The following is a 19261-nucleotide window of genomic DNA, read 5'->3' as shown; positions in this document are numbered from 1 at the left end:
GCAACTCCTAGGCTTTATTCGCTGGAATGGCGAGTAATTCTTGCACCCAGCGTGTGCGTGCTTCGCGTTGCAAAATCAAATTACGCACTCGGCTGAGCGTGGTGGTGATTGAATACATCCACGCCGCCAGCGACATCAGCAGCATGGCAATGAGCATGGTGCTGGCCATGGTGCTGCCTTTTTCCATTGAAATCGACGCGCCTTGATGTAGCGTATTCCACCATTTCACTGAGAAATAAATCACCGGCACATTAAACACGCCAACAATCGCCAGTACCGAGCCGGCTTTATCTGCGCGATCGGGCTCATCAATACTGCGGGTGAGGGCGATAAAACCCAGATACAGGAAAAACAGCAGCAACATCGACGTTAGCCGTGCATCCCAAACCCACCATGTTCCCCACATCGGCTTGCCCCATAGCGCGCCGGTCAATAGCGATAAAAACGCCATTAAAGCGCCCGTCGGCGCCAAGGCTTGCGCCATCATCGCCGATAACCGTGTGCGTAAAATCAAATGCATCACCGACCAAAAAGCCATTGCCACATAAATCAGCATCGCCATCCAACTGGTCGGCACGTGCAAGAAAATAATCCGATAACCTTCACCTTGCTGGGCATCAGCCGGTGCAATCGCAAATCCCAACCACAGACCTGCCATGGCCAATAGCGTCGCCAGCGTAGCAAACAGTGGAATCAATCGACCGGCTAAAGGGTAAAACTGATACGGCGAAGCAAAATGAAAAATATTGAGCCAACGTGGCCCATCGGTATTCGGTTTCATTGCAGTCCTAGGATTTGAATGGGGCATTATTCCACCGCCAATTTGATCGACATTGCCGCTAGCCACGGCGCTAAAAACAGTGCTCCGCAAGCAATTGCCGCCAATAAAGAAAGCTCGGCATAGCCATTTAAGCCACCAGCGACGGCTGCTACCGCGCCACTGCCAAAAATAAGCACTGGCGCATACAGTGGCAAGACTAATAATGCCAAAAGCATATCGCCTTGGCGTACGCCTAAAGTCAGCGCCGCGCCAATACTGCCCAGCGCGCTCAGTACCGGCGTGCCGATAAATAAGGTCGCCATTAACATCAGCAATAAATCGCTACTTAAGCCGTATTGCACACCGAGTAAAGGGGCGATGAGGGTGAGCGGCACACCGGTGGTTAACCAATGGGCGACAATTTTGCCGGCCACCATCATGCTCGCTGGCGCGGGGGCGAGCAGTAATTGCTCGAGCGTACCGTCTTGCCAATCGGCTTGAAATAACCGCGGTAAGGCCAGCAAATTGGCCAAAATGGCGGCAACCCATAAAACACCGGGGCCAATGCGCGTTAATAATTTGGACTCAGGGCCAATCGCCAAAGGAAACAAGCAAGCCACCAAGACAAAAAACACCAGCCCGACCAATAAATCCCCGCGCTGTTGCCAAGCCAAAAATAAATCCCGCCGGATGACCGTGCAGAAAAAAGCCCAGCTACTCATACCGGCCTCGTGAGGGTGAACTCGCTTATCTTTTTGATTGTGCAGGGTAATTTCTGGTGTGAAGTTAAAATAACAAGCCCACCTTGCTGGCAATGTGTATTAATCCACTCTCCTAGCTCGCTTTGTGCCGCCGTATCGAGCGCGACAAATGGCTCGTCGAGCAACCACAAAGGCCGTGGCGTGGCGAGCAATCTGGCTAAGGCGGCGCGTTTTTTTTGCCCTTGCGACAAGCTACGCACCGGTAGATCACATTGCTGCAATAAGCCTACTTTGGCCAAAGTGTGCAAAATTGCCGCCTCTGATAGTGGATTTCCTGCGATTTTCGCCGCCCAATGTAAATTTTGATATGGACTGAGCAAGTCTTTCAGCGCATCTTTATGCCCTAAATAATGCAGCTGGCGGTGGTAGTCGTCGCCAAGCTCAGTCAGCGCTTGCCCTTGCCACAAAATCTGCCCTTGATCAGGCTGAGACAGACCCGCCAGCATTTTAAGTAAACTGGTTTTACCGATGCCGTTTTCGCCGCGCAAATGAATGCAGTCCCCTGCGTGAAGGGCTAAAGACAGATCCGAAAAAAGAGGGCGATCACCGCGCTGCGCAGCAATTTGGTCGATTAAAATCATAGGCTTAGTAGTATACGGACTCACTGTTTATTACAGGCGGGTATTTGGTTCTATCTCGGTCCACCTCCAAAGAGGTAGTCCTTAATACAATCAGCAGATTAAAAAAAGTATTTTATAGTGCTTAGGGGCTGTTGACGTTTGGTTTGCCGCCGCGCTGGAGTGTTTTTCGCGGCGAATCAAGGCGTAGTAAGCGACGCATAGTCATTCTATGTGAGCTTGCTACAACGCAGGGTCGCCGCGAAAAGCACCCAGCCCGCAGGGTTTGGCGGCTTTTGGCCTGATGCTGCGTTACAAAGCGCTGGCGTAGAATGACTACGCTACGCGCTTCGTGCCTTGCCTCAGGCCAAAATCCGCACAAACGCGGTTGGCAAACCAAACGTCAACAGACCCTAATCGTTTTATCGGTTTTGCCGCCGTCATTGAGGCTATCTACATCAGCAAAATTGCGCTTTGAGTGATTGCTTTGACTACACTGTCAGAACGATGCCTATCGCTCGACTAAGTCAATATACCGTGCGAGCCTCGTGCAATTAACTTGCTGAAGTTAAAAGGAAAAATATGTCAACGTCCACCTTATCGAGTTCGACCGCTTTGCAAGACCGATTTGGCCGTGCCATACGTTATTTGCGGCTGTCGGTCACCGATCGCTGCGATTTACGCTGCAATTACTGTTTGCCTAAAGGTTTTGACGATTACGAAGAGCCGAAAAACTGGCTCAACTTTGATGAAATGACCCGCTTAGTTGGCATCTTTGCCAAAGCGGGGGTATCGCGAGTTCGTTTAACCGGCGGCGAGCCTTTATTACGCCGCAATTTGCCAGAATTGGCCGCGCGTTTAGCCGCTTTACCTGGCGTTGAAGACTTGTCTTTATCGACCAATGCCACTCAGCTGGGTAAACACGCGGTGGCGCTCAAAGCAGCCGGCGTTAAGCGCATCAATGTTAGTCTGGATTCACTGGATAAGGGCTGTATTAATACCATCACCGGTCGGGATAGTTTCGACGCGATTATGGCCGGAATTATGGCAGGCAAGGCCGCAGGCTTTGCGCCGATCAAGCTCAATATGGTTGCCATGCGCGGCGTGAACGAGCATGAAATTCAACGTATGGTGGCTTTTTGTCTCGAAAATGGCTTTATTTTGCGCTTAATCGAAGCCATGCCGATGGGCGATACGGGTCGCAATGCCCAATATATGGATTTGAATCCCATCCGTGAGCAATTGGTGTCGCAGTTTGATCTGATTCCTGAAGTGGCTGAATTGGGCGGCGGACCAGCACGCTACTGGCAAACGCAAGACGGCAGTGGCCGAGTTGGTTTTATCACCCCCATTTCACAGCATTTTTGTGCCACGTGTAATCGAGTGCGTTTGTCGGTCGACGGCACTTTGTATATGTGTTTGGGCCAAGAAGAAAAATTTGAATTCGCGCCCTTATTGCGCGGTGGCGCGACGGATGAAGAAATCCTTGCCGCCTTGCAGCATGCGATTGAGTTAAAACCCGAAAAACATGAGTTTAAAGAGCAGCCCGGTAAGATTATCCGCTTTATGTCGCAAACGGGTGGCTAGGTATTACTCTGTGGCCATTGGTAGATAATGGTTGTAGTGATATACGGTGGTATGTAGGTCGGATAAGGCGCAGGCCTTGTCCGATTTTTTTGTTTGATGTTTTGAGAAGTGTGCCTGTTTTGGGCTGGTGTTTGCGGTGAGTTAGTTGTGGAGGTTTATGTGCCTGCGGCACGGTGGTTTGGGTGCGCGGGCTGCCGCGCGGCAGGTCTCTTTCTTTTGCTTCTCCAAAAGAAAGAGACGAAAGAAAAGGAGCCCCGAGCGCGCATCGGTCCCCGATGCCCTCGATTGTCGCGAGCCAAACGAAAAACCGTTCGTCTCGCTTCGCCCTCGGTGCGCTTAAACGGGATGGAAAACCATGATGCCACCAGTGGTGTGCTTAGTTGAGAGATTAGATAGTGTGGTCGGTTTTATTGTTATGTGATGTATTTAAATGAATATGAAATGTGAAGCACTACTTAGTATGGGTGAATGCGATAAATTCTCCATATTAATATTACATTTGCACACGTTTAATTCAGGAGATCTACATGAAATATATTGTAAATATTACAGACATAGAGAAAGCGCTTTTTGATCTCGGTGGTGAAGCTCGTGCTAAGACAATCCAAGATAAAGTTTTGGAAGAGTACTGCGATGGAGAAATTCCAGACAATTATCAAGATGCAAAGTCATTTCGGCAAACTATTCAACGAAAAATGGAAGACTATTGTCCTCAAGCTGCGGGATATAACTCATTAAAAAAGGAAGGCAAGTTTTTAAGAGTTGGTCACGGTATGTATAGAATTGCTTCAGGCCATAATGTGATGGAAGTTCTTTTTACAGAAGAGATCACAGAGCCAGAAAAATATACAGAAGGTGCGATAAAAAAAATTGCAGTAAATTTTTATGAAAGGAGCTCTGAAGCTAGACGACAATGTATTCAACATTATGGGGTTAAATGTGTAATTTGCGGATTTGACTTTGAAAAAACATATGGCGAAATTGGGCGATTATTTATTCATGTGCACCATCTTGTTCCATTGTCAGAGGTGAAAAGTAGTTATGTGGTTGATCCGATTAAAGATATGCGGCCAGTCTGTGCAAATTGTCATGCAGTGATTCATAGAACTACCCCTGCACTTTCCATTGAGAAACTCAAAGAAGTGTTTAATCAATAAATACGTTGGTTGGGCTAAATGAAATGCAGCCCAACGTTTAGCGCGAGACTTTCGTTTCGAAAATTCAGAAAAAAGCACCATTTATTTACCTTGGGCTCGAAGTCGGACTCTGTGTTGGACAATGTATGAGTCGCTGTCGATTGCAAATAAATGGCCAATGAATTGTTCATTCAGACGTAAATCTATCTGGAATGAATGACGGTGATTATATTAAATTTAAATACTGAAAGTGAGCGATATGACCCACATCCTCGGTATTACTGGTTATTCCGGTTCGGGTAAAACCACCTTGATTGAAGCATTGCTGCCGGAACTCGCTCAGCTGGGTTGGCGGGTGAATGTGATTAAGCATTCGCATCATGATTTGGAGCTAGAGCCGCCGCGTAAAGATAGTGCGCGGTTTCGCTCGGCAGGCGCAGGTGAGGTGATGGTGGTGTCGCCGTTTCGCTATGCCATTGTGCACGAACTACGCGGTGCGGCTGAGCCCACATTGGCTGAGCAAATTGCGCGGCTGGCACCGGCTGATTTGACCTTGTTAGAAGGCTTTAAATCGGAAGAAATCCCCAAAATAGAAATCTGGCGCGAGGCCAATGGCAAGCCGCTGCTGTATCCAGATCATGCCAGTATTGTCGCGATTGCGACAGACAGCGAGCTTCAGCAGGCAATACCCCATCTGGATTTGAATGATGTGCCGGCATTGGCGCAGTTTATTTATGCTTTTTTTTCAAGCGAATCACGCGGCGTTTGAGTACAAATCTAGCAGAGTGAGTGCGGCATGAATCCGAGTAAAGTCGATCGAAATCGCTTAAATCAACTGACAGATTTACCTAATATCGGCCCGGCGTTGGCAAAAGATTTGCAGTTGCTGGGCATTACCGAGGCCACGCAATTAATTGGGCGCAGTCCGTATGAATTGTATCTGGCGCTATGTGATGTCACGGGCGTGCGGCAAGATCCTTGTGTGCTCGATGTGTTGATCTCAATTACGCGCTTTATGGCCGGCGAAGCGCCGCAGCCGTGGTGGGCGTTTACTGCTGAGCGCAAACGCAGTTTTAAAATTTAATACTGATTGGAGTTTTTATGCTGGATTTTGCGACTGCCTTGGCGAACTTACTGGCCGCAGCGCGCCGAGTGCGCGAGTTTGAACATTTGGATTTATTAGCGGCCAATGGCCGAGTTTTGGCGCACGACGTGATTTCGCCGTTGGCGGTGCCCGGTTTTGATAACAGCGCGATGGATGGATATGCGCTTAATATCGCCGATTTTAACTCCCCGCCAGCCGATTTTTTGCTGAGCCAGCGCATTGCAGCGGGTGAAGTAGGGCAGGCACTCGCGGTCGGTGAGGCGGCCCGGATTTTTACCGGAGCACCGATTCCGGCTGGCGCTAATGCGGTGGCGATGCAAGAGGTTTGCACGGTGAACGATGGCCGAGTCACGGTGACGATGCTACTCAAAAATGGCGCGAATATTCGCCGCGCCGGTGAGGATATTGCCGCGCAATCGGTGGTGTTAACTGCCGGAACGCGTTTGGGCGCGGCAGAGATCGGCTTGGTGGCGTCGATCGGTTGCCCGACTTTGCCGGTGGTGCCGCCACTCAAAGTGGCGCTTTTGAGTACTGGCGACGAGCTGGTTGAGCCGGGTAAGCCGCTGGCGGCGGGGCAGATTTATAACTCCAACCGCTATGCGTTACATACTTTGCTACAAACCTTGGGCTGCGCGGTGACTGATTTTGGCATTGTGGCCGACGATAGAGCAGCGACGATTGAATTACTCACGATGGCTGCTGAGCAAAACGATGTGGTCATCACCTCTGGTGGGGTATCGGTCGGTGAAGAAGATCATGTAAAGGCTGCAGTTGAATACCTAGGGTCGCTCGATCTATGGAAAATTGCTATGAAGCCGGGCAAGCCATTTGCCCATGGCCGAATTGGTGAGGCTGATTTTATTGGTTTGCCGGGTAATCCAGTGTCGAGCATGGTGACATTTTTAATGCTGGTGCGTCCGTTCTTATTAGCGCGCCAAGGCGTAACGGCGCTTGATCCGGTGAGTTTGCCGCTGATCGCGGCATTTGATTGGAAAAAAGCCGGAGATCGCCGCGAGTTCTTGCGAGTGCGTTTAAATGCAGCCGGCCAAATCGAGCTATTCCCACGGCAAGGATCGGGCGTGTTGACGTCGATGGTATGGGGCGATGGTTTGGTGGATTTGGCGGCAGGACAAACGATTATCGCCGGTGATACGGTGAATTACTTGCCGTTGTCGGCCTTGGTTTAAGGGGTTCAATGATGATTAATTTGGTTTATTTTGCTCGTTTAAAAGAAGTTTTTGGGCTCGCTGAAGAAGTGCTACCCAGTACGCCCGCCACGGTGGCCGATTTAATCGCGCTATTGGCGGCGCGCGGCGGTGTTTGGCACGACGAATTGGCGACTGGCAAAGTGTTTCGCGTGGCAATTAATCAAGAAATGGCGCAATTGAGCGATGCGATTAGCGATGGTGCTGAGGTGGCGATTTTTCCGCCAGTGACGGGGGGCTGATATGACGCAGATGCAAGATGTGATACGCGTGCAAACGCAGGATTTTGATGTGGCCGCCGAGTACGCTCGTCTTGCCGGTGATGCTACGGTGGGGGCGGTGGTGATGTTTGTTGGCCGCGTGCGTGATCTGAATCCACAGCCAGAATTGATTGCTTTAGAGCTAGAGCATTACCCCAAAATGACTGAAAAAGCGCTGCATGCCATTGTGCTCAAGGCTCGTGCCCGTTGGGACTTAGGCGCGGTGACGGTGATTCATCGTGTGGGGCCGATGCAACCCGCTGAGCAAATTGTGTTGGTTTTAACGGCCAGCGCACATCGGGATTCTGCCTATATGGCAAATGCGTATATCATGGATTACTTAAAAACTGAGGCGCCGTTTTGGAAGAAAGAAGTGACTGCCAACCACAGTATTTGGGTTGATGCTCGCGAGTCCGACAGCACGGCAAAGCAACGTTGGGAAGGGTAATAATGATGGTTGATGCGGTAATCTTGGCCGGTGGTGAAGGGCGTAGAATGGACGGGCGCGATAAAGGCTTGGTTGAGCTATCGGGCCGCCCTTTGATCGAATGGTGCTTAGAGGGTTTACAGCGTCAATCGGTATCGGTAGATCATGTGTTGATCTCTGCAAATCGCAATTTGCCAGATTATGCGCGTTACGGTTATGCGGTGCTGCGCGATGTTTATCCAAGCCATCCCGGGCCTTTGGCTGGGATTCATTCGGCATTTTTGGCATCCCCAGCCGAGATGATGCTGGTCGTTCCTTGTGATTTGCCGTTTTTACCGTCGGATTTATTGCTTAAATTACGCGCAGAAATGGAGCGCTCGGGCGCACTAGCTGTGGTCGCCAAAACCGCCGATGGCCGCATTCACCCGACGATTTGTTTGCTACGCAAAGGCGTGCTTGCGTCTTTAGTTGAGCATTTATCAAGTAATCGCTTAAAGATGTTGGATTGGTTAGAGAGTATTCAGGCAGTGAGTTTAACTTTTGCAGAAGGCAGTTTCCCAAATTTAAATACCCCCGACGATTTAGCCGGATTGGCCGCGCGCTTGTCTGGCGTTGAAGCTATCCCAGTGGCCGGTGGTTTAACGCATTTTAATAGCGCGGGCGACGCGCATATGGTCGACGTGGGCAAAAAAGCCGAAACGCATCGCATTGCCACGGCGCAAGGCGAGATTCGGATGTTGCCCGATACCTTGCGTATTATCGAAGACGGCACGAATAAAAAAGGCGATGTGCTGGGTGTGGCGCGAATTGCGGCGATTATGGCGGCGAAAAAAACCAGCGATTTAATCCCGTTATGCCATCCTTTACCGCTGACTAAAGTGAGTGTTGATTTTAATATTGATCGACAAAAATCGACGGTGCGCTGCATCGTCACTTGCGAAACCTACGGCAAAACCGGCATCGAAATGGAAGCCTTAACCGCCGTTAACGTTGGCCTGCTAACGATTTACGATATGTGTAAAGCGGTGGATAAAGGCATGGTGATGAACGATATTCGCTTGCTGGAAAAAATCGGTGGTAAGTCGGGGCATTGGTTGAGCGAATCAGGCGACGCTGCGGCAGCAACGCCGCTGATTTAAGTCATTGAGCGATTTGGGTCGCAGCGCTGGCTGCTACCCAAATCAGGGTATCGTTTCGACTTAAGCCCAAATCATCGGGTTTTTGCTGATCGCCACGAAGATCATATACACAAACACCGCGATTGCGGCGATAAAGGCGATGACGCGGGTGCGGTAGGTTTTACCGCGTTTAATCGCAATGGTTCCCAAAATAATATACAGCGCCAAAGCAATCAGCTTGGCCATCAACCATAGGTGCGCGCCGGGTTTCATGCCGGCCATCAGCGCCAAACTAAAACCGGCAATCAGCAGCCCAGTGTCAATAATATGCGGACTGATGCGTAACACGGGGTGTTGCAACATTGCCGATTGCTTGAGCATTAAAACGCCGCGTAATAAGAACAGCAGGCCAGAAAGGCCAATTAAAGTCAGGTGCAAGTGCTTAATGCCTAGATAATATTCCATGCTTTTGTCTCGATGTGATGAATAGGTCTTATGCCTAGACGATTAAAACAGTAAAATGTTGCATTGTCGGCCTTTATTAGCAGAAAAAATTATGGAAGAACCCCTACGCTTATCCAAACGCATGGCCGAATTGGGCTTATGCTCGCGTCGCGAGGCCGATGAATATATTGCCCGCGGCTGGGTCTTGGTCGATGGCCAAGTGGTCGATGTGCTCGGGACAAAGATTTTACCGAGCCAGCAGATTGAGCTGCATAAATTTGCCGCCCAAGTACAAGCTGGCCGCGCAACGATTTTGATTAATAAACCGGTAGGTTATGTTTCTGGCCAAGCCGAAGACGGCTACGAGCCAGCGGTGGTGTTATTTAAGCCAGAAAACCATTGGGTTGGCGACAATAGCGGCATTCCGTTTTCGCCGGTGCATTATCAAGGCCTCGCGCCCGCAGGGCGCTTGGATATTGATTCGGTTGGACTTTTGGTGTTGACGCAAGACGGCGTGGTGGCTAAAACCTTGATCGGCGAAAACTCTCAAGTTGAAAAAGAGTATTTAGTGCGCGTTTCTGGGCATTTAAAAGCCGATGGTTTACGTTTACTCAATCACGGCCTTGAGCTCGATGGCGTTAAACTCAAACCCGCGCGGGTTTGGTGGCAAAATACCGATCAATTGCGCTTTATTTTGCGTGAAGGTAAAAAACGCCAGATTCGCCGGATGTGCGAGCTGGTTGGTCTGGAAGTCGTCGGTTTGCAGCGGATTCGGATTGGGCGGATTTTGCTCGGTGATTTACCGCGCGGCCAATGGCGCTATTTAAGCCCAGACGAATCGTTTATTTGATTGGATGGCCAGCGTTTGGCGCTGCGTTTGTTGGCTGATCGCCCTCTTTTTAGAGGGCGTTTTGATTGGTAGTGCATCCGTTGTGGCGTTGTTAATCAGCGCGCTGCGGATCTATTTTTTGGAATCAATATGCGTGCTGATTTATGGCTGCTTGAATTGGGTTTGGCCACGTCGCGCACTGCGGCGCAAACCATGATTTTGGCTGGACGAGTGTGGGTTGATGGCCAGCGAATTCATAAAGTGGCGACTAAAGTGTCTCCCGCGGCGCAAATCAGTGTCACACCGGATGAGTTGGATCGCTATGTGTCACGCGGCGGGCTTAAATTGGCGGGCGCTTTAGCCACAGCAGGCTTGGATGTCAGCGGCTGTTTGGCCTTGGATGTCGGGATTTCGACTGGTGGCTTTACCGATTGCTTATTGCAGTCCGGCGCGCGGCGCGTGGTGGGCATTGAGGTAGGGCATGATCAATTACACCCGCGCTTGGCGATTGATGCGCGAGTGACGCAGTTTGAAGGCGTCAATGCGCGGCATTTAAATTTAGCCATGATTGCCTCTGCGCTTGATGCGCCGCTGGATTTAGTGGTGGGGGACGTATCGTTTATCTCGCTGAGCTTGGTGTTGCCGGCATTGCGCTCAGTGTTACCGGTGGGTGGTCGATTATTGTTTTTGGTAAAACCGCAATTTGAATTAGGCCCACAGGCCTTGGGTAAAGGTGGCATCGTTCGTGATGACAGCCTTTATCCACAAGTTGAAGCCAAAATTTGCCTCGCCGCGACGGAAAACCAATTTCGCGTGCTCAGTTATTTCGCCAGCCCGATTGCCGGTGGTGATGGCAATCGAGAATTTTTTATTGATGCGGTGGCGATTTAATGTCTTGATAGGGTATAGCTTGCTAGCCCTGCTCAATACACTTGGTAATGGATATACATCAGCAAGAAAAACCCTAGGCCGAATAACATCAGTAGTTCTATCGCTTGATGCCAATAACGATTTTTTTGCATCAACATGCCGGTGGCAATCACCAGTGGAAATAAGCTCATCAAGTAGCGTGGGCCCGATAGTAACCAGCTTGGCGAATACGACACCCATAAATACACCGCGGCGTAGGCTAAATACGGCAGTGGCAATTGCCGGCCACTGGTGAGCAGCAAGGCAATTGCGGCAAAGTAGCACAGCACGGTAGGCAACCAAGTGCCCAGCGCTAGGTTTAAATCGCCTTGTACGAGGTTGCTAAAGGCATTGGCGACATTACTGGGCATAAAGCCAAAGCTTTGTGACCAATTTTGCCGTTGATAGATTAAAAACTGCAGCCAATTGCCGGCCACAATGTGATTGATCGCTAAGTAAGCCAATAAACCCAACGGAACTAAGGTAAGCCCTAGCAGCGCGCGCCAAGGGCGGTTGAGCTCACCATTGCGCCAGCGCAACAGGATTTCAACGGCAAATGGAACCAGCAATAAAATCCCTTGATTGCGGGTAAAGCCTGCCAGCGCAGCAAATAAGCCAGCAAGTAGCCAATGCCCGCCGCGTAAATACCAAAATGACAGTAATGTGAGCAGTAAAAATAAGCTCTCGGTATACGGCATGGCAAAAAAGAACGAGAACGGAAAAATCACTAAGATTTTGCAGCAATCCCAAGCCAGCTGTGTATTTTGCGTTTCGCGCTCGACCAAACGATAGAGCACGATACAGGCAGCACAAAAAGCGGCTAATGAGGCGATTAAGCTGGCCGCAAACAATGGTATTCCAGTGAGCCCAATCAGCGCGACCAAGGCTGGGTAGAGTGGATAAAACACCAGATTGAGCTTTTCTGGCATCGCGTCGGTGACATAGCCGTGAGCAGCAATATTTAGATAATGCACCGCATCCCAGCGCCACCAAATGGTTTTGAGGCTGTCAAAAAAGCCGACCACCTGATTTTCTCGAAAGATAAACAACAGCCATGCCAATAGCCAAGTCGCTAAACGCGCACCGAGCACCAATAACACAATGGCGTAAATCGGATGACGTTGGTGAAAAGAGGCTGAAGTATTGGTGTGCGGCGCAAATAACGGCATGTGCTCGTCAGCGCTTTCGCCAAGCGATAAGCGAAATTCATAGACGCCGCGTAAGGCGATATAGGCCAGTAGCAGAACAAATGCCAGTAGCGCGAAGGTGGTGATTAACATTGTCTCATCCATTATTTAAGTTGCGGCTTAGCGTCGATGCGCTATTGCAGTAAATTATGCCGTAAGGATGTGAGTCGCTGATGAAATAAGGCGCAAGGCTGGCTGCTTAGACTGAAAAGGCAACAGATTGCAGTGTTGTTCGCTCGCAAAAGGCAAATCGGTTGCTCTGCGTTCCGTTAAAAAATGCAGATCGATTGATCTGCAGATAGTTATAAAAAAGGCCGGTTGAATGATCTGCAGATAGTTATAAAAAAAGGCCGGTTGAATGATCTGCAGATAGTTATAAAAAAGGCAGATCAAATGATCTGCCTCTGTATTTAGTTGACGGTTTCTTCCTCAGGCGGGGTTGGGCGCTTTAATTTGAAATCGAGGTTGCGGTTAAAAAACTCGCGTCCTTCATCGACTTCTTTTACCAAGGCGCGCACTGCCGGTTCATCAAATTTAAATAAAGTTTCGTAAAAATAATCATAGCTTTCTGGATAAGCAAAAGCCGCTTGGCGCATGAGCTGCTGGGCAAGGGCTTGATTGCCATTGAGTGCTTCCATCACGGCTTGATCGGTCATTTGCCCAGGGTAAGGGCGAATCGCATTGATATTGCGTAAGATGCCGAGCTTCCAAGGCATTTCGCTCTTGCTGGCGACGATGTAATTGGATAAACCAAAGTCAGCATAAAAGTCGATTAACGGATTGCTGCGCATGCCTTCTAAAGTTTGAATTCGCGCTGCGTTCACTTTTTCGTCTTTGGCGGGATCCATAATCGGGTAAATCTTGAGATATAGCTGTGCGCCGAGCACCGAAATTGTCAGCGCCATCGCTGCCCAGATGGTCCAACTGATTCGCGCTGCGATCGCCGGAACTTGGCATTGGGGCCCATCGCTGCGCAACAAGAGTAGGGCGACAACAAAGGGGCCTAGGAAGTGGAAATACCACAGTGGGTATTCCACCAAACTATGCAAAATCGACACGATGGCCAGTGCAGCACCAAACACCACCACCGGTTGATTCCAGTTGCGCCATAAATTAGCAAACGCCCAAGTGATCCCTACTACGATGATCGCAGTACCAAAAATGCCGGTTTCAGCGAGTAAATTCAGCACTGAATTATGCGCGTGAGTAAATAAAACACTCTCTGAGACGATGGCAAATTCGGGTCTGACTTGCAGCGCAATACTTTGTGCACCATAAGCGCCCCAGCCCAGCCCAAGCCATGGATGCTGCAAGAAAGCTAACCAAGCTTTTTCCCATTCAACCAAGCGACGTGAGCCATTGGAATCAATGCGATCCAAGCCCGTTGGCACTTCATTTTTGGCTTTGAGTAGTGCTTGCAGTAATTCATTCACTAGCGGCGCTAAAAATTGCATCACAATGATTAAAACAGCAGCAATACTCAGTGCTTTACCAAATTGACGAACGATCTCGCCACCGCGCCACCACAAGAATAAACCCGCCGGTAGCCATGCAACGGCGTACAAAAATGGCGAACGTGAGCCACAAAATGCCAATGACAACGCCAACCACGGCGCAACAATCCAAAACATCCATTTTGGCAGTTCGTCTTTTTGCGTGACTAAATATGCCGCGCTCGCAAGGCCCCAAGCCAGATAATGCCCATACATATTTTTTTGGCCGATGTTGCCAAAAATCAGTCGTGGGCCTTCTTGTACCAATTGCATAATTTGTGGCACTGCGAGGCCAGAATTAAAGATGGCGCCAGCAAGTAAACCCCAGGCAAACATGGTGACGATGTCTTTTTGCCCATACACCGCGATTGCTCGCGATAAAGACCACGCCAACATCCCAGCGCCGAGGGCATAAATGATGGGGTAAACCACTTCGGTGGCGTAATACGGCTGAATAATGGCCGCTTGTATCCCAATAAAACTGGCAAAAGCCAGCCAAAAGAGACTAGTCCAGGGTGGATTGATTTTGTCTTTGTGATCACTTGGAATAAAAGCACAAGTGAGCGTAATCAAGACGCATAAAACAAAGGCGGCTAGCTCAGATGGGAAAACGGGATTGGGATTCCAGCGAAAAGGAATCCCACACGGCACGGCGGCAAACAAAAAGAGCAAGGTCTGCAATAGGCGCAGTTGAATCGGCATAATGAACTCAAAGAAAAATCAAACGGGTACGACCGCTTTGGGGCGAAATAACATGGCTGCAATAAAAACGCCCAGCTCGTAGAGCAAACACAGTGGAATCGCGAGCATCAATTGCGATACGACATCGGGCGGCGTAACAATGGCAGCAATGACAAAAGCGCCGACAATGACATAAGAGCGGATTTCACGCAATTTTGCGATGGAGACTACGCCCATTTTGACCAATACAATCACTGCAATCGGCACTTCAAAAGTCACCCCAAAGGCCAAAAACATGCCAATGGCAAAATCAAGATATTCGCCAGAGTCAGGCAACCATTGCATGCTGGCTGGCACAACCGAGACAATAAACTTAAACACAACGCCAAAAACCAGAAAATATGCAAAGGCCATGCCCAGAAGAAACAACAGGCTGGAGGCGATGATTAAAGGAATAATGAGTTTTTTTTCATGCTGATACAGACCGGGTGCAATAAAAGCCCAAGCCTGAAATAAAGTGTGCGGCAAGGTAATGACAAAAGCCACTAAGGCGGCGATTTTAACTTGCACCATAAACGGTGAAGCAATACCAATTGTGACTAATTTTTGGCCGGGTAAAACAGCTGCCAGCGGGGCCACGAGTAAATCGTAAAGTTGCGCTGAAAAAGCAAAGGCAACGATAAAGCCCAGCAAAAAAACCAGTACGCCACGAACTAGGCGGGTGCGCAATTCTAATAAATGGCTAAATAAAGGCTGTAGATTATCGATCATGTCTTTTTCGCTGTCGGCAAAGGTTGGGTCTATTCACAGCCGCAAGGTGATGAACTTAGTGATTCATCGTTCATTGAGGTTAGCGCCGATCGCGATAGGCACTATTGGGGAGTGCTGGCAACGTGTCGATGGCATGCTGAAGAGCGGCGCTGCTGTCCTCATCACTGCCTGTCGGCGGCATTTGAGCGCCTTCGGCTAGCATAGCGGCGGCGTCGGCAAAGGGCTGATGAATTGAATTACGTAAATCATCGGTCCCTTCGCGCAATTCGGCCTCTAGCTTGGCGAGTTCGCCCATTTGCATTTCTTGGTGGATTTCAGATTTCACATTGGCGATAAAGCGCTGCAAGCGGCCCAGCAGCATGCCGGCCGTTCTTGCAACTTTAGGCATGCGTTCCGGCCCCACCACAATCAATGTGACAGCACCAATGACTAATAACTCACCAAAACTCATGTCAAGCACAGGCATTACCGAAAAAAGCGGGGTGAATAAAAATAGCGAAAACCTGAGTGCCAAGCACGCTTAAGGTTTGTCGTTATCAATGACACGACCGACTTCTTTTTCTGCTGGTTTTTTGGCGTCTGCTTCAGCTTGTTCGCCTTCTTTTAAGCCATCTTTAAAGCCTTTGACTGCTGAGCCTAAGTCTTTACCGACTGAGCCTAATTTTTTGGTGCCAAAAACCAAGATGATAATGACCAGTACCACTAACCAATGCCAAATACTAAATGAACCCATGATATGCCTCGATAAGTAGAGGGCGATTGATCGCCGATAAATGCTAGATTTCTGTATCAATACAAATAGATATATTGATACAGAGTAATTAATCTGCGTCTGAGCGTCTATGACTCTTCTGGGGTACCCAAGACATGTAAATGTAAGTGATACACTTCTTGCCCACCCGCTTCACCGGTATTGATCGCTGTTTTAAAGCCGGCTTGTAAGCCTTGTTCACGCGCAATGTGTGGTACTCGTGCCAAAAGTTTACCCAGTAAAACTTGATCTTGTTCGGTGCAGCCAAGTAAAGAGTCAATATGTTGCTTCGGAATGACTAAAAAATGCACTGGGGCTGCTGGGCGAATATCGTTAAAGGCGATGAGGTCATCGTCTTCATAAATGATTTTCGCAGGAATCTGTTTGCCAACAATTTTACAAAATAAACAATCGCTCATTGTGCTTCCCATTAGACCTAAGTAGATCAGCAAAAGTTTTCGTGCATCGCAGCCTTGCCGAATTTCAATGTCAATTTTCGGCGCTTAGGCTAGGCGATAAAACTTTTGCACGAGTGCTTATTTACGTGCCGCTTTTTCATCAATACCCGAAATGCCTTCACGTCTTGCTAATTCGGCCAGTACATCTTCATGGCTTAAGCCTTGATGTGCCAGCAAAACCATAGTGTGAAACCATAAATCAGCAACTTCTCGCACCAAATGCAGTTTGTCGCCATCTTTAGCCGCCATAATGGTTTCGACTGCTTCTTCGCCGATTTTCTTGAGGATTTCATCGGTGCCTTTATGATACAGCTTGGCAACATAAGACGAAGTTGGATCAGCTAAACGACGCTCAGCCAGCGTAGTCGATAAACGTTCAAGAATTTCAGCGGAAACCATAGCGAGCTCCATACAGCAAACATGAGGGATTATATTGCGCTTACGTTACAAGTTCGTGGCAATTGTAACGGTGTGAGATTTTTTAATGTTGATGATTCGCACCATAAATCGACTTGGGATCTTTTAAAACTGCTTCGGAAACAACCCATTGGTCATTTTTCAAAGTGCGGAAAAAGCAGCTTTCACGGCCGGTATGACAGGCAATACCACCTTCTTGGCGAATTTTATAAATCAGTACATCACCATCGCAATCGAGCTCAATGGCTGATACGTGTTGAAAATGCCCTGATTCTTCGCCTTTGTGCCAAAGTTTTTGCCGTGATCGAGTCCAATAATGGGCGGTATGTCGCTCGGCGGTAAGTGCGACGGCCTCTTTATTGGCATACGCAAACATCATGACCCGTCCTGATGTTTCGTCTTGGGCGATGACCGGCACTAGGCCTTTGTCATCCCACTGGATTTCATCAAGCCAAAGTGGCTGGCTCATAAACGCACCTCAATGCCTGCTGCTTGCATGGCGAGCTTAGCGTCTCGAACTGAGTATTCGCCAAAATGGAAGATGCTCGCCGCCAATACTGCATCGGCATGGCCTTGCTTCACGCCATCGACCAAATGCTGCAAATTACCTACGCCACCCGAGGCGATAACTGGAATATTGACCGCATCGGATACGGCACGCGTTAGTGGCAGATTGAAGCCGATCTTGGTGCCATCTCTATCCATGCTGGTGAGTAAAATTTCACCGGCGCCCAGTTGCTGCATTTTTAGTGCCCATTCCACCGCATCGAGCCCGGTTGCACGGCGACCGCCGTGGGTAAAGACTTCCCAACGGCTATTGGTGGCATCGGTGGCTTTAGCATCAATGGCCACCACAATGGCTTGGCTACCAAAACGGCTAGCGGCTTGTTCGACCACTTCGGGATTGGTCACCGCTGTGGTATTGATGCTGACTTTATCGGCGCCAGCGTTGAGTAAACGACGCACGTCGTCAGGAACGCGAACGCCACCGCCAACGGTGAGCGGGATAAAAACTTGCGATGCAACTGCTTCGATGACGTGCAAAATTAAATCGCGGTTGTCGCTTGAAGCGGTAATGTCGAGAAAGGTCAGCTCGTCAGCGCCTTGTGCGTCATAACGGCGCGCAATTTCGACAGGGTCTCCGGCATCACGTAATTCGAGGAAGTTGACGCCTTTGACGACACGGCCAGCAGTGACATCAAGGCAGGGAATAATACGTTTGGCTAAAGGCATTTTATTTCCGTGCGGTGAGGCACCGCAGATTAATCGAGTTGTTGCTGTTTCCAGTTTTCCCAAATGGCGGCCGCAGCTTCAGCGTATTGGCTGCGGCTGCCAGCAAACTCTGGCGTAAACCATTGGGTGAAAACATTAAAAAGAAGTTGTTGCACGTCGTCGACGTTCAAGCACTGCGGTAGACTGCGTAAAATACTACCTACTTCTGGCGCATAACCTTCCGGCTCGCTCACTAGCGAAATCGTCATCGGGTCATATTCAAACAAAATCTGGCAAACCTCGGCAAACCACTTGGGGTTATTGGCGCGAATCCAATCACCCGTTTTTCTTTCGTCATTTGCCCAATTGAACCAGTCTGGTTTTTCCATGCGCCCTCGCTGACGATTTAGGCGGAAAGCTCATCCGCTAAGTCTTGTGCCTTGGCAAAATCGATGGTGCCTTCATAAATAGCACGGCCAGTGATCACACCTTCGATGCCTTCATCGGCCACTTCGCATAATTTACGCACATCGTCCAAATTAGTTAGACCGCCAGAGGCAATGACTGGGATGGTTAAAGCTTGGGCTAATTTGACAGTGGCTTCGATATTCACCCCAGACAACATGCCATCACGGCCGATATCAGTGTAAATAATGCTTTCAACGCCATAGCCTTCAAAGCGTTTTGCCAAATCAATCACATTGTGGTCGGTGACTTTGGCCCAGCCATCGGTAGCGACCATGCCGTCTTTGGCGTCTAAGCCGACAATGATTTGCCCCGGAAAGGCATCACACGCTTCGTGTAAAAACCCCGGTTGTTTGATTGCGGCGGTACCAATAATGACGTAATCAATCCCGGCATCCAGATACATTTCGATGGTTTCCAGCGAGCGAATGCCGCCCCCCAATTGCACCGGCACTTCGCCATTGATTGCCGCGAGGATTTTTTTTACCGCAGCCAAATTTTTTGGCTTACCCGCAAACGCACCGTTTAAATCGACTAAATGCATCCGACGCGCACCTTGATCGAGCCAATGACTAACGAAGCTTGCTGGGTCGTCAGAAAATACGGTGGCGTCGTTCATTTCACCTTGGCGCAGGCGTACGCACTGGCCATCTTTTAAATCAATTGCAGGAATAATCAGCATGATGTTAGCGTGTAAAAGTAAAAGAGTCGTTAATAGGTCAAAGCCA

The 19261-nt window shown here is 49.3% G+C and carries 25 protein-coding genes; 10 read left to right on the top strand and 15 right to left on the bottom strand.

The features are described from left to right. Window positions 1-7: 7 nt before the first annotated feature. The 3 genes from ccmC to ccmA are packed head-to-tail and all read right to left on the bottom strand — an operon-like array spanning window position 8 to window position 2102. Window positions 8-781, bottom strand: a complete 774-nt coding sequence (gene ccmC / locus HQN60_RS04680; RefSeq protein ID WP_173532566.1) for a heme ABC transporter permease CcmC — start codon at window positions 779-781, stop codon at window positions 8-10. 26 nt (window positions 782-807) lie between these two features. Continuing rightward, on the bottom strand, window positions 808-1482 hold the full coding sequence (gene ccmB / locus HQN60_RS04675; protein ID WP_173532565.1) for a heme exporter protein CcmB: 675 nt from the start codon (window positions 1480-1482) through the stop codon (window positions 808-810). Continuing rightward, a complete protein-coding gene (gene ccmA, locus HQN60_RS04670; protein ID WP_173532564.1) occupies window positions 1479-2102 on the bottom strand; it encodes a cytochrome c biogenesis heme-transporting ATPase CcmA in 624 nt (207 codons plus the stop codon). Before ccmA ends, ccmB begins: the two co-directional genes overlap by 4 nt. Window positions 2103-2660: 558 nt before the next feature. Here ccmA and moaA point away from each other — a divergent pair. From moaA to moaC, 8 genes are all read left to right on the top strand, one after another. Continuing rightward, on the top strand, window positions 2661-3665 hold the full coding sequence (moaA, locus tag HQN60_RS04665) for a GTP 3',8-cyclase MoaA (RefSeq protein ID WP_173532563.1): 1005 nt from the start codon (window positions 2661-2663) through the stop codon (window positions 3663-3665). Window positions 3666-4192: 527 nt separating this feature from the next. Continuing rightward, the gene (locus HQN60_RS16110) at window positions 4193-4822 is read left to right on the top strand and encodes an HNH endonuclease (RefSeq protein ID WP_173532562.1); all 630 of its coding nucleotides are present in this window, start codon (window positions 4193-4195) and stop codon (window positions 4820-4822) included. 238 nt (window positions 4823-5060) lie between these two features. Further along, on the top strand, window positions 5061-5570 hold the full coding sequence (gene mobB / locus HQN60_RS04655) for a molybdopterin-guanine dinucleotide biosynthesis protein B (RefSeq protein WP_173532561.1): 510 nt from the start codon (window positions 5061-5063) through the stop codon (window positions 5568-5570). 27 nt (window positions 5571-5597) lie between these two features. Next, a complete protein-coding gene (locus tag HQN60_RS04650) occupies window positions 5598-5885 on the top strand; it encodes a helix-hairpin-helix domain-containing protein (protein ID WP_173532560.1) in 288 nt (95 codons plus the stop codon). A 17-nt stretch (window positions 5886-5902) separates the two neighbouring features. Further along, a complete protein-coding gene (locus tag HQN60_RS04645) occupies window positions 5903-7093 on the top strand; it encodes a molybdopterin molybdotransferase MoeA (RefSeq protein ID WP_173532559.1) in 1191 nt (396 codons plus the stop codon). Between the two features lie 8 nt (window positions 7094-7101). Beyond that, complete coding sequence (gene moaD / locus HQN60_RS04640) at window positions 7102-7353, top strand: molybdopterin converting factor subunit 1 (RefSeq protein WP_173532558.1); 252 nt, start codon at window positions 7102-7104, stop codon at window positions 7351-7353. 1 nt (window position 7354) lies between these two features. Continuing rightward, on the top strand, window positions 7355-7819 hold the full coding sequence (gene moaE / locus HQN60_RS04635) for a molybdopterin synthase catalytic subunit MoaE (RefSeq protein WP_308419428.1): 465 nt from the start codon (window positions 7355-7357) through the stop codon (window positions 7817-7819). A 2-nt stretch (window positions 7820-7821) separates the two neighbouring features. Further along, window positions 7822-8937 (top strand): cyclic pyranopterin monophosphate synthase MoaC, encoded by a 1116-nt coding sequence (gene moaC / locus HQN60_RS16490; protein WP_444542349.1) that lies wholly within the window; start codon window positions 7822-7824, stop codon window positions 8935-8937. 60 nt (window positions 8938-8997) lie between these two features. Here moaC and HQN60_RS04620 read toward each other — a convergent pair whose 3' ends face one another. Beyond that, the gene (locus HQN60_RS04620) at window positions 8998-9381 is read right to left on the bottom strand and encodes a SirB2 family protein (protein ID WP_173532557.1); all 384 of its coding nucleotides are present in this window, start codon (window positions 9379-9381) and stop codon (window positions 8998-9000) included. Between the two features lie 91 nt (window positions 9382-9472). Here HQN60_RS04620 and HQN60_RS04615 point away from each other — a divergent pair, with 91 nt between their 5' ends. Both HQN60_RS04615 and HQN60_RS04610 read left to right on the top strand, forming a co-directional pair. Next, on the top strand, window positions 9473-10210 hold the full coding sequence (locus HQN60_RS04615; protein WP_254456676.1) for a pseudouridine synthase: 738 nt from the start codon (window positions 9473-9475) through the stop codon (window positions 10208-10210). A 129-nt stretch (window positions 10211-10339) separates the two neighbouring features. After that, entirely contained in the window at window positions 10340-11080 is a 741-nt protein-coding gene (locus HQN60_RS04610; protein WP_173532556.1) for a TlyA family RNA methyltransferase, read from the top strand. 32 nt (window positions 11081-11112) lie between these two features. On the opposite strand, the gene HQN60_RS04605 is transcribed toward HQN60_RS04610, so the two are convergent. From HQN60_RS04605 to hisA, 11 genes are all read right to left on the bottom strand, one after another. Then, complete coding sequence (locus HQN60_RS04605) at window positions 11113-12378, bottom strand: mannosyltransferase family protein (protein ID WP_173532555.1); 1266 nt, start codon at window positions 12376-12378, stop codon at window positions 11113-11115. A gap of 317 nt (window positions 12379-12695) precedes the next feature. Beyond that, complete coding sequence (locus HQN60_RS04600) at window positions 12696-14480, bottom strand: PglL family O-oligosaccharyltransferase (protein ID WP_173532554.1); 1785 nt, start codon at window positions 14478-14480, stop codon at window positions 12696-12698. An 18-nt stretch (window positions 14481-14498) separates the two neighbouring features. Further along, on the bottom strand, window positions 14499-15230 hold the full coding sequence (gene tatC, locus HQN60_RS04595) for a twin-arginine translocase subunit TatC (RefSeq protein ID WP_173532553.1): 732 nt from the start codon (window positions 15228-15230) through the stop codon (window positions 14499-14501). Between the two features lie 79 nt (window positions 15231-15309). Then, on the bottom strand, window positions 15310-15681 hold the full coding sequence (locus tag HQN60_RS04590; RefSeq protein WP_254456706.1) for a Sec-independent protein translocase subunit TatA/TatB: 372 nt from the start codon (window positions 15679-15681) through the stop codon (window positions 15310-15312). A gap of 69 nt (window positions 15682-15750) precedes the next feature. Next, a complete protein-coding gene (gene tatA / locus HQN60_RS04585) occupies window positions 15751-15963 on the bottom strand; it encodes a Sec-independent protein translocase subunit TatA (protein ID WP_173532551.1) in 213 nt (70 codons plus the stop codon). Window positions 15964-16070: 107 nt separating this feature from the next. Continuing rightward, on the bottom strand, window positions 16071-16400 hold the full coding sequence (locus HQN60_RS04580) for a histidine triad nucleotide-binding protein (RefSeq protein ID WP_173532550.1): 330 nt from the start codon (window positions 16398-16400) through the stop codon (window positions 16071-16073). 117 nt (window positions 16401-16517) lie between these two features. Next, window positions 16518-16838, bottom strand: a complete 321-nt coding sequence (locus HQN60_RS04575; protein ID WP_173532549.1) for a phosphoribosyl-ATP diphosphatase — start codon at window positions 16836-16838, stop codon at window positions 16518-16520. A gap of 82 nt (window positions 16839-16920) precedes the next feature. Further along, the gene (gene hisI / locus HQN60_RS04570; RefSeq protein WP_173532548.1) at window positions 16921-17325 is read right to left on the bottom strand and encodes a phosphoribosyl-AMP cyclohydrolase; all 405 of its coding nucleotides are present in this window, start codon (window positions 17323-17325) and stop codon (window positions 16921-16923) included. Next, on the bottom strand, window positions 17322-18089 hold the full coding sequence (gene hisF / locus HQN60_RS04565; protein ID WP_173532547.1) for an imidazole glycerol phosphate synthase subunit HisF: 768 nt from the start codon (window positions 18087-18089) through the stop codon (window positions 17322-17324). Before hisF ends, hisI begins: the two co-directional genes overlap by 4 nt. 29 nt (window positions 18090-18118) lie before the next feature. Then, the gene (locus HQN60_RS04560; protein ID WP_173532546.1) at window positions 18119-18457 is read right to left on the bottom strand and encodes a hypothetical protein; all 339 of its coding nucleotides are present in this window, start codon (window positions 18455-18457) and stop codon (window positions 18119-18121) included. Between the two features lie 17 nt (window positions 18458-18474). Then, entirely contained in the window at window positions 18475-19215 is a 741-nt protein-coding gene (gene hisA / locus HQN60_RS04555) for a 1-(5-phosphoribosyl)-5-[(5-phosphoribosylamino)methylideneamino]imidazole-4-carboxamide isomerase (RefSeq protein WP_173532545.1), read from the bottom strand. Window positions 19216-19261: the final 46 nt, after the last annotated feature.

Source organism: Deefgea piscis, assembly GCF_013284055.1.
Taxonomy (GTDB): domain Bacteria; phylum Pseudomonadota; class Gammaproteobacteria; order Burkholderiales; family Chitinibacteraceae; genus Deefgea; species Deefgea piscis.
The sequence above is the reverse complement of the archived record's forward strand: the minus strand, read 5'-3'. Positions and strand labels throughout refer to the sequence as shown.

Bases quoted from the DNA above. Each gene is read 5' to 3' on its own strand.
- ccmC (WP_173532566.1), bottom strand. From the start codon at position 781: ATGAAACCGAATACCGATGGGCCACGTTGGCTCAATATTTTTCATTTT.
- ccmB (WP_173532565.1), bottom strand. From the start codon at position 1,482: ATGAGTAGCTGGGCTTTTTTCTGCACGGTCATCCGGCGGGATTTATTT.
- ccmA (WP_173532564.1), bottom strand. From the start codon at position 2,102: ATGATTTTAATCGACCAAATTGCTGCGCAGCGCGGTGATCGCCCTCTT.
- moaA (WP_173532563.1), top strand. From the start codon at position 2,661: ATGTCAACGTCCACCTTATCGAGTTCGACCGCTTTGCAAGACCGATTT.
- HQN60_RS16110 (WP_173532562.1), top strand. From the start codon at position 4,193: ATGAAATATATTGTAAATATTACAGACATAGAGAAAGCGCTTTTTGAT.
- mobB (WP_173532561.1), top strand. From the start codon at position 5,061: ATGACCCACATCCTCGGTATTACTGGTTATTCCGGTTCGGGTAAAACC.
- HQN60_RS04650 (WP_173532560.1), top strand. From the start codon at position 5,598: ATGAATCCGAGTAAAGTCGATCGAAATCGCTTAAATCAACTGACAGAT.
- HQN60_RS04645 (WP_173532559.1), top strand. From the start codon at position 5,903: ATGCTGGATTTTGCGACTGCCTTGGCGAACTTACTGGCCGCAGCGCGC.
- moaD (WP_173532558.1), top strand. From the start codon at position 7,102: ATGATGATTAATTTGGTTTATTTTGCTCGTTTAAAAGAAGTTTTTGGG.
- moaE (WP_308419428.1), top strand. From the start codon at position 7,355: ATGACGCAGATGCAAGATGTGATACGCGTGCAAACGCAGGATTTTGAT.
- moaC (WP_444542349.1), top strand. From the start codon at position 7,822: ATGATGGTTGATGCGGTAATCTTGGCCGGTGGTGAAGGGCGTAGAATG.
- HQN60_RS04620 (WP_173532557.1), bottom strand. From the start codon at position 9,381: ATGGAATATTATCTAGGCATTAAGCACTTGCACCTGACTTTAATTGGC.
- HQN60_RS04615 (WP_254456676.1), top strand. From the start codon at position 9,473: ATGGAAGAACCCCTACGCTTATCCAAACGCATGGCCGAATTGGGCTTA.
- HQN60_RS04610 (WP_173532556.1), top strand. From the start codon at position 10,340: ATGCGTGCTGATTTATGGCTGCTTGAATTGGGTTTGGCCACGTCGCGC.
- HQN60_RS04605 (WP_173532555.1), bottom strand. From the start codon at position 12,378: ATGTTAATCACCACCTTCGCGCTACTGGCATTTGTTCTGCTACTGGCC.
- HQN60_RS04600 (WP_173532554.1), bottom strand. From the start codon at position 14,480: ATGCCGATTCAACTGCGCCTATTGCAGACCTTGCTCTTTTTGTTTGCC.
- tatC (WP_173532553.1), bottom strand. From the start codon at position 15,230: ATGATCGATAATCTACAGCCTTTATTTAGCCATTTATTAGAATTGCGC.
- HQN60_RS04590 (WP_254456706.1), bottom strand. From the start codon at position 15,681: ATGAGTTTTGGTGAGTTATTAGTCATTGGTGCTGTCACATTGATTGTG.
- tatA (WP_173532551.1), bottom strand. From the start codon at position 15,963: ATGGGTTCATTTAGTATTTGGCATTGGTTAGTGGTACTGGTCATTATC.
- HQN60_RS04580 (WP_173532550.1), bottom strand. From the start codon at position 16,400: ATGAGCGATTGTTTATTTTGTAAAATTGTTGGCAAACAGATTCCTGCG.
- HQN60_RS04575 (WP_173532549.1), bottom strand. From the start codon at position 16,838: ATGGTTTCCGCTGAAATTCTTGAACGTTTATCGACTACGCTGGCTGAG.
- hisI (WP_173532548.1), bottom strand. From the start codon at position 17,325: ATGAGCCAGCCACTTTGGCTTGATGAAATCCAGTGGGATGACAAAGGC.
- hisF (WP_173532547.1), bottom strand. From the start codon at position 18,089: ATGCCTTTAGCCAAACGTATTATTCCCTGCCTTGATGTCACTGCTGGC.
- HQN60_RS04560 (WP_173532546.1), bottom strand. From the start codon at position 18,457: ATGGAAAAACCAGACTGGTTCAATTGGGCAAATGACGAAAGAAAAACG.
- hisA (WP_173532545.1), bottom strand. From the start codon at position 19,215: ATGCTGATTATTCCTGCAATTGATTTAAAAGATGGCCAGTGCGTACGC.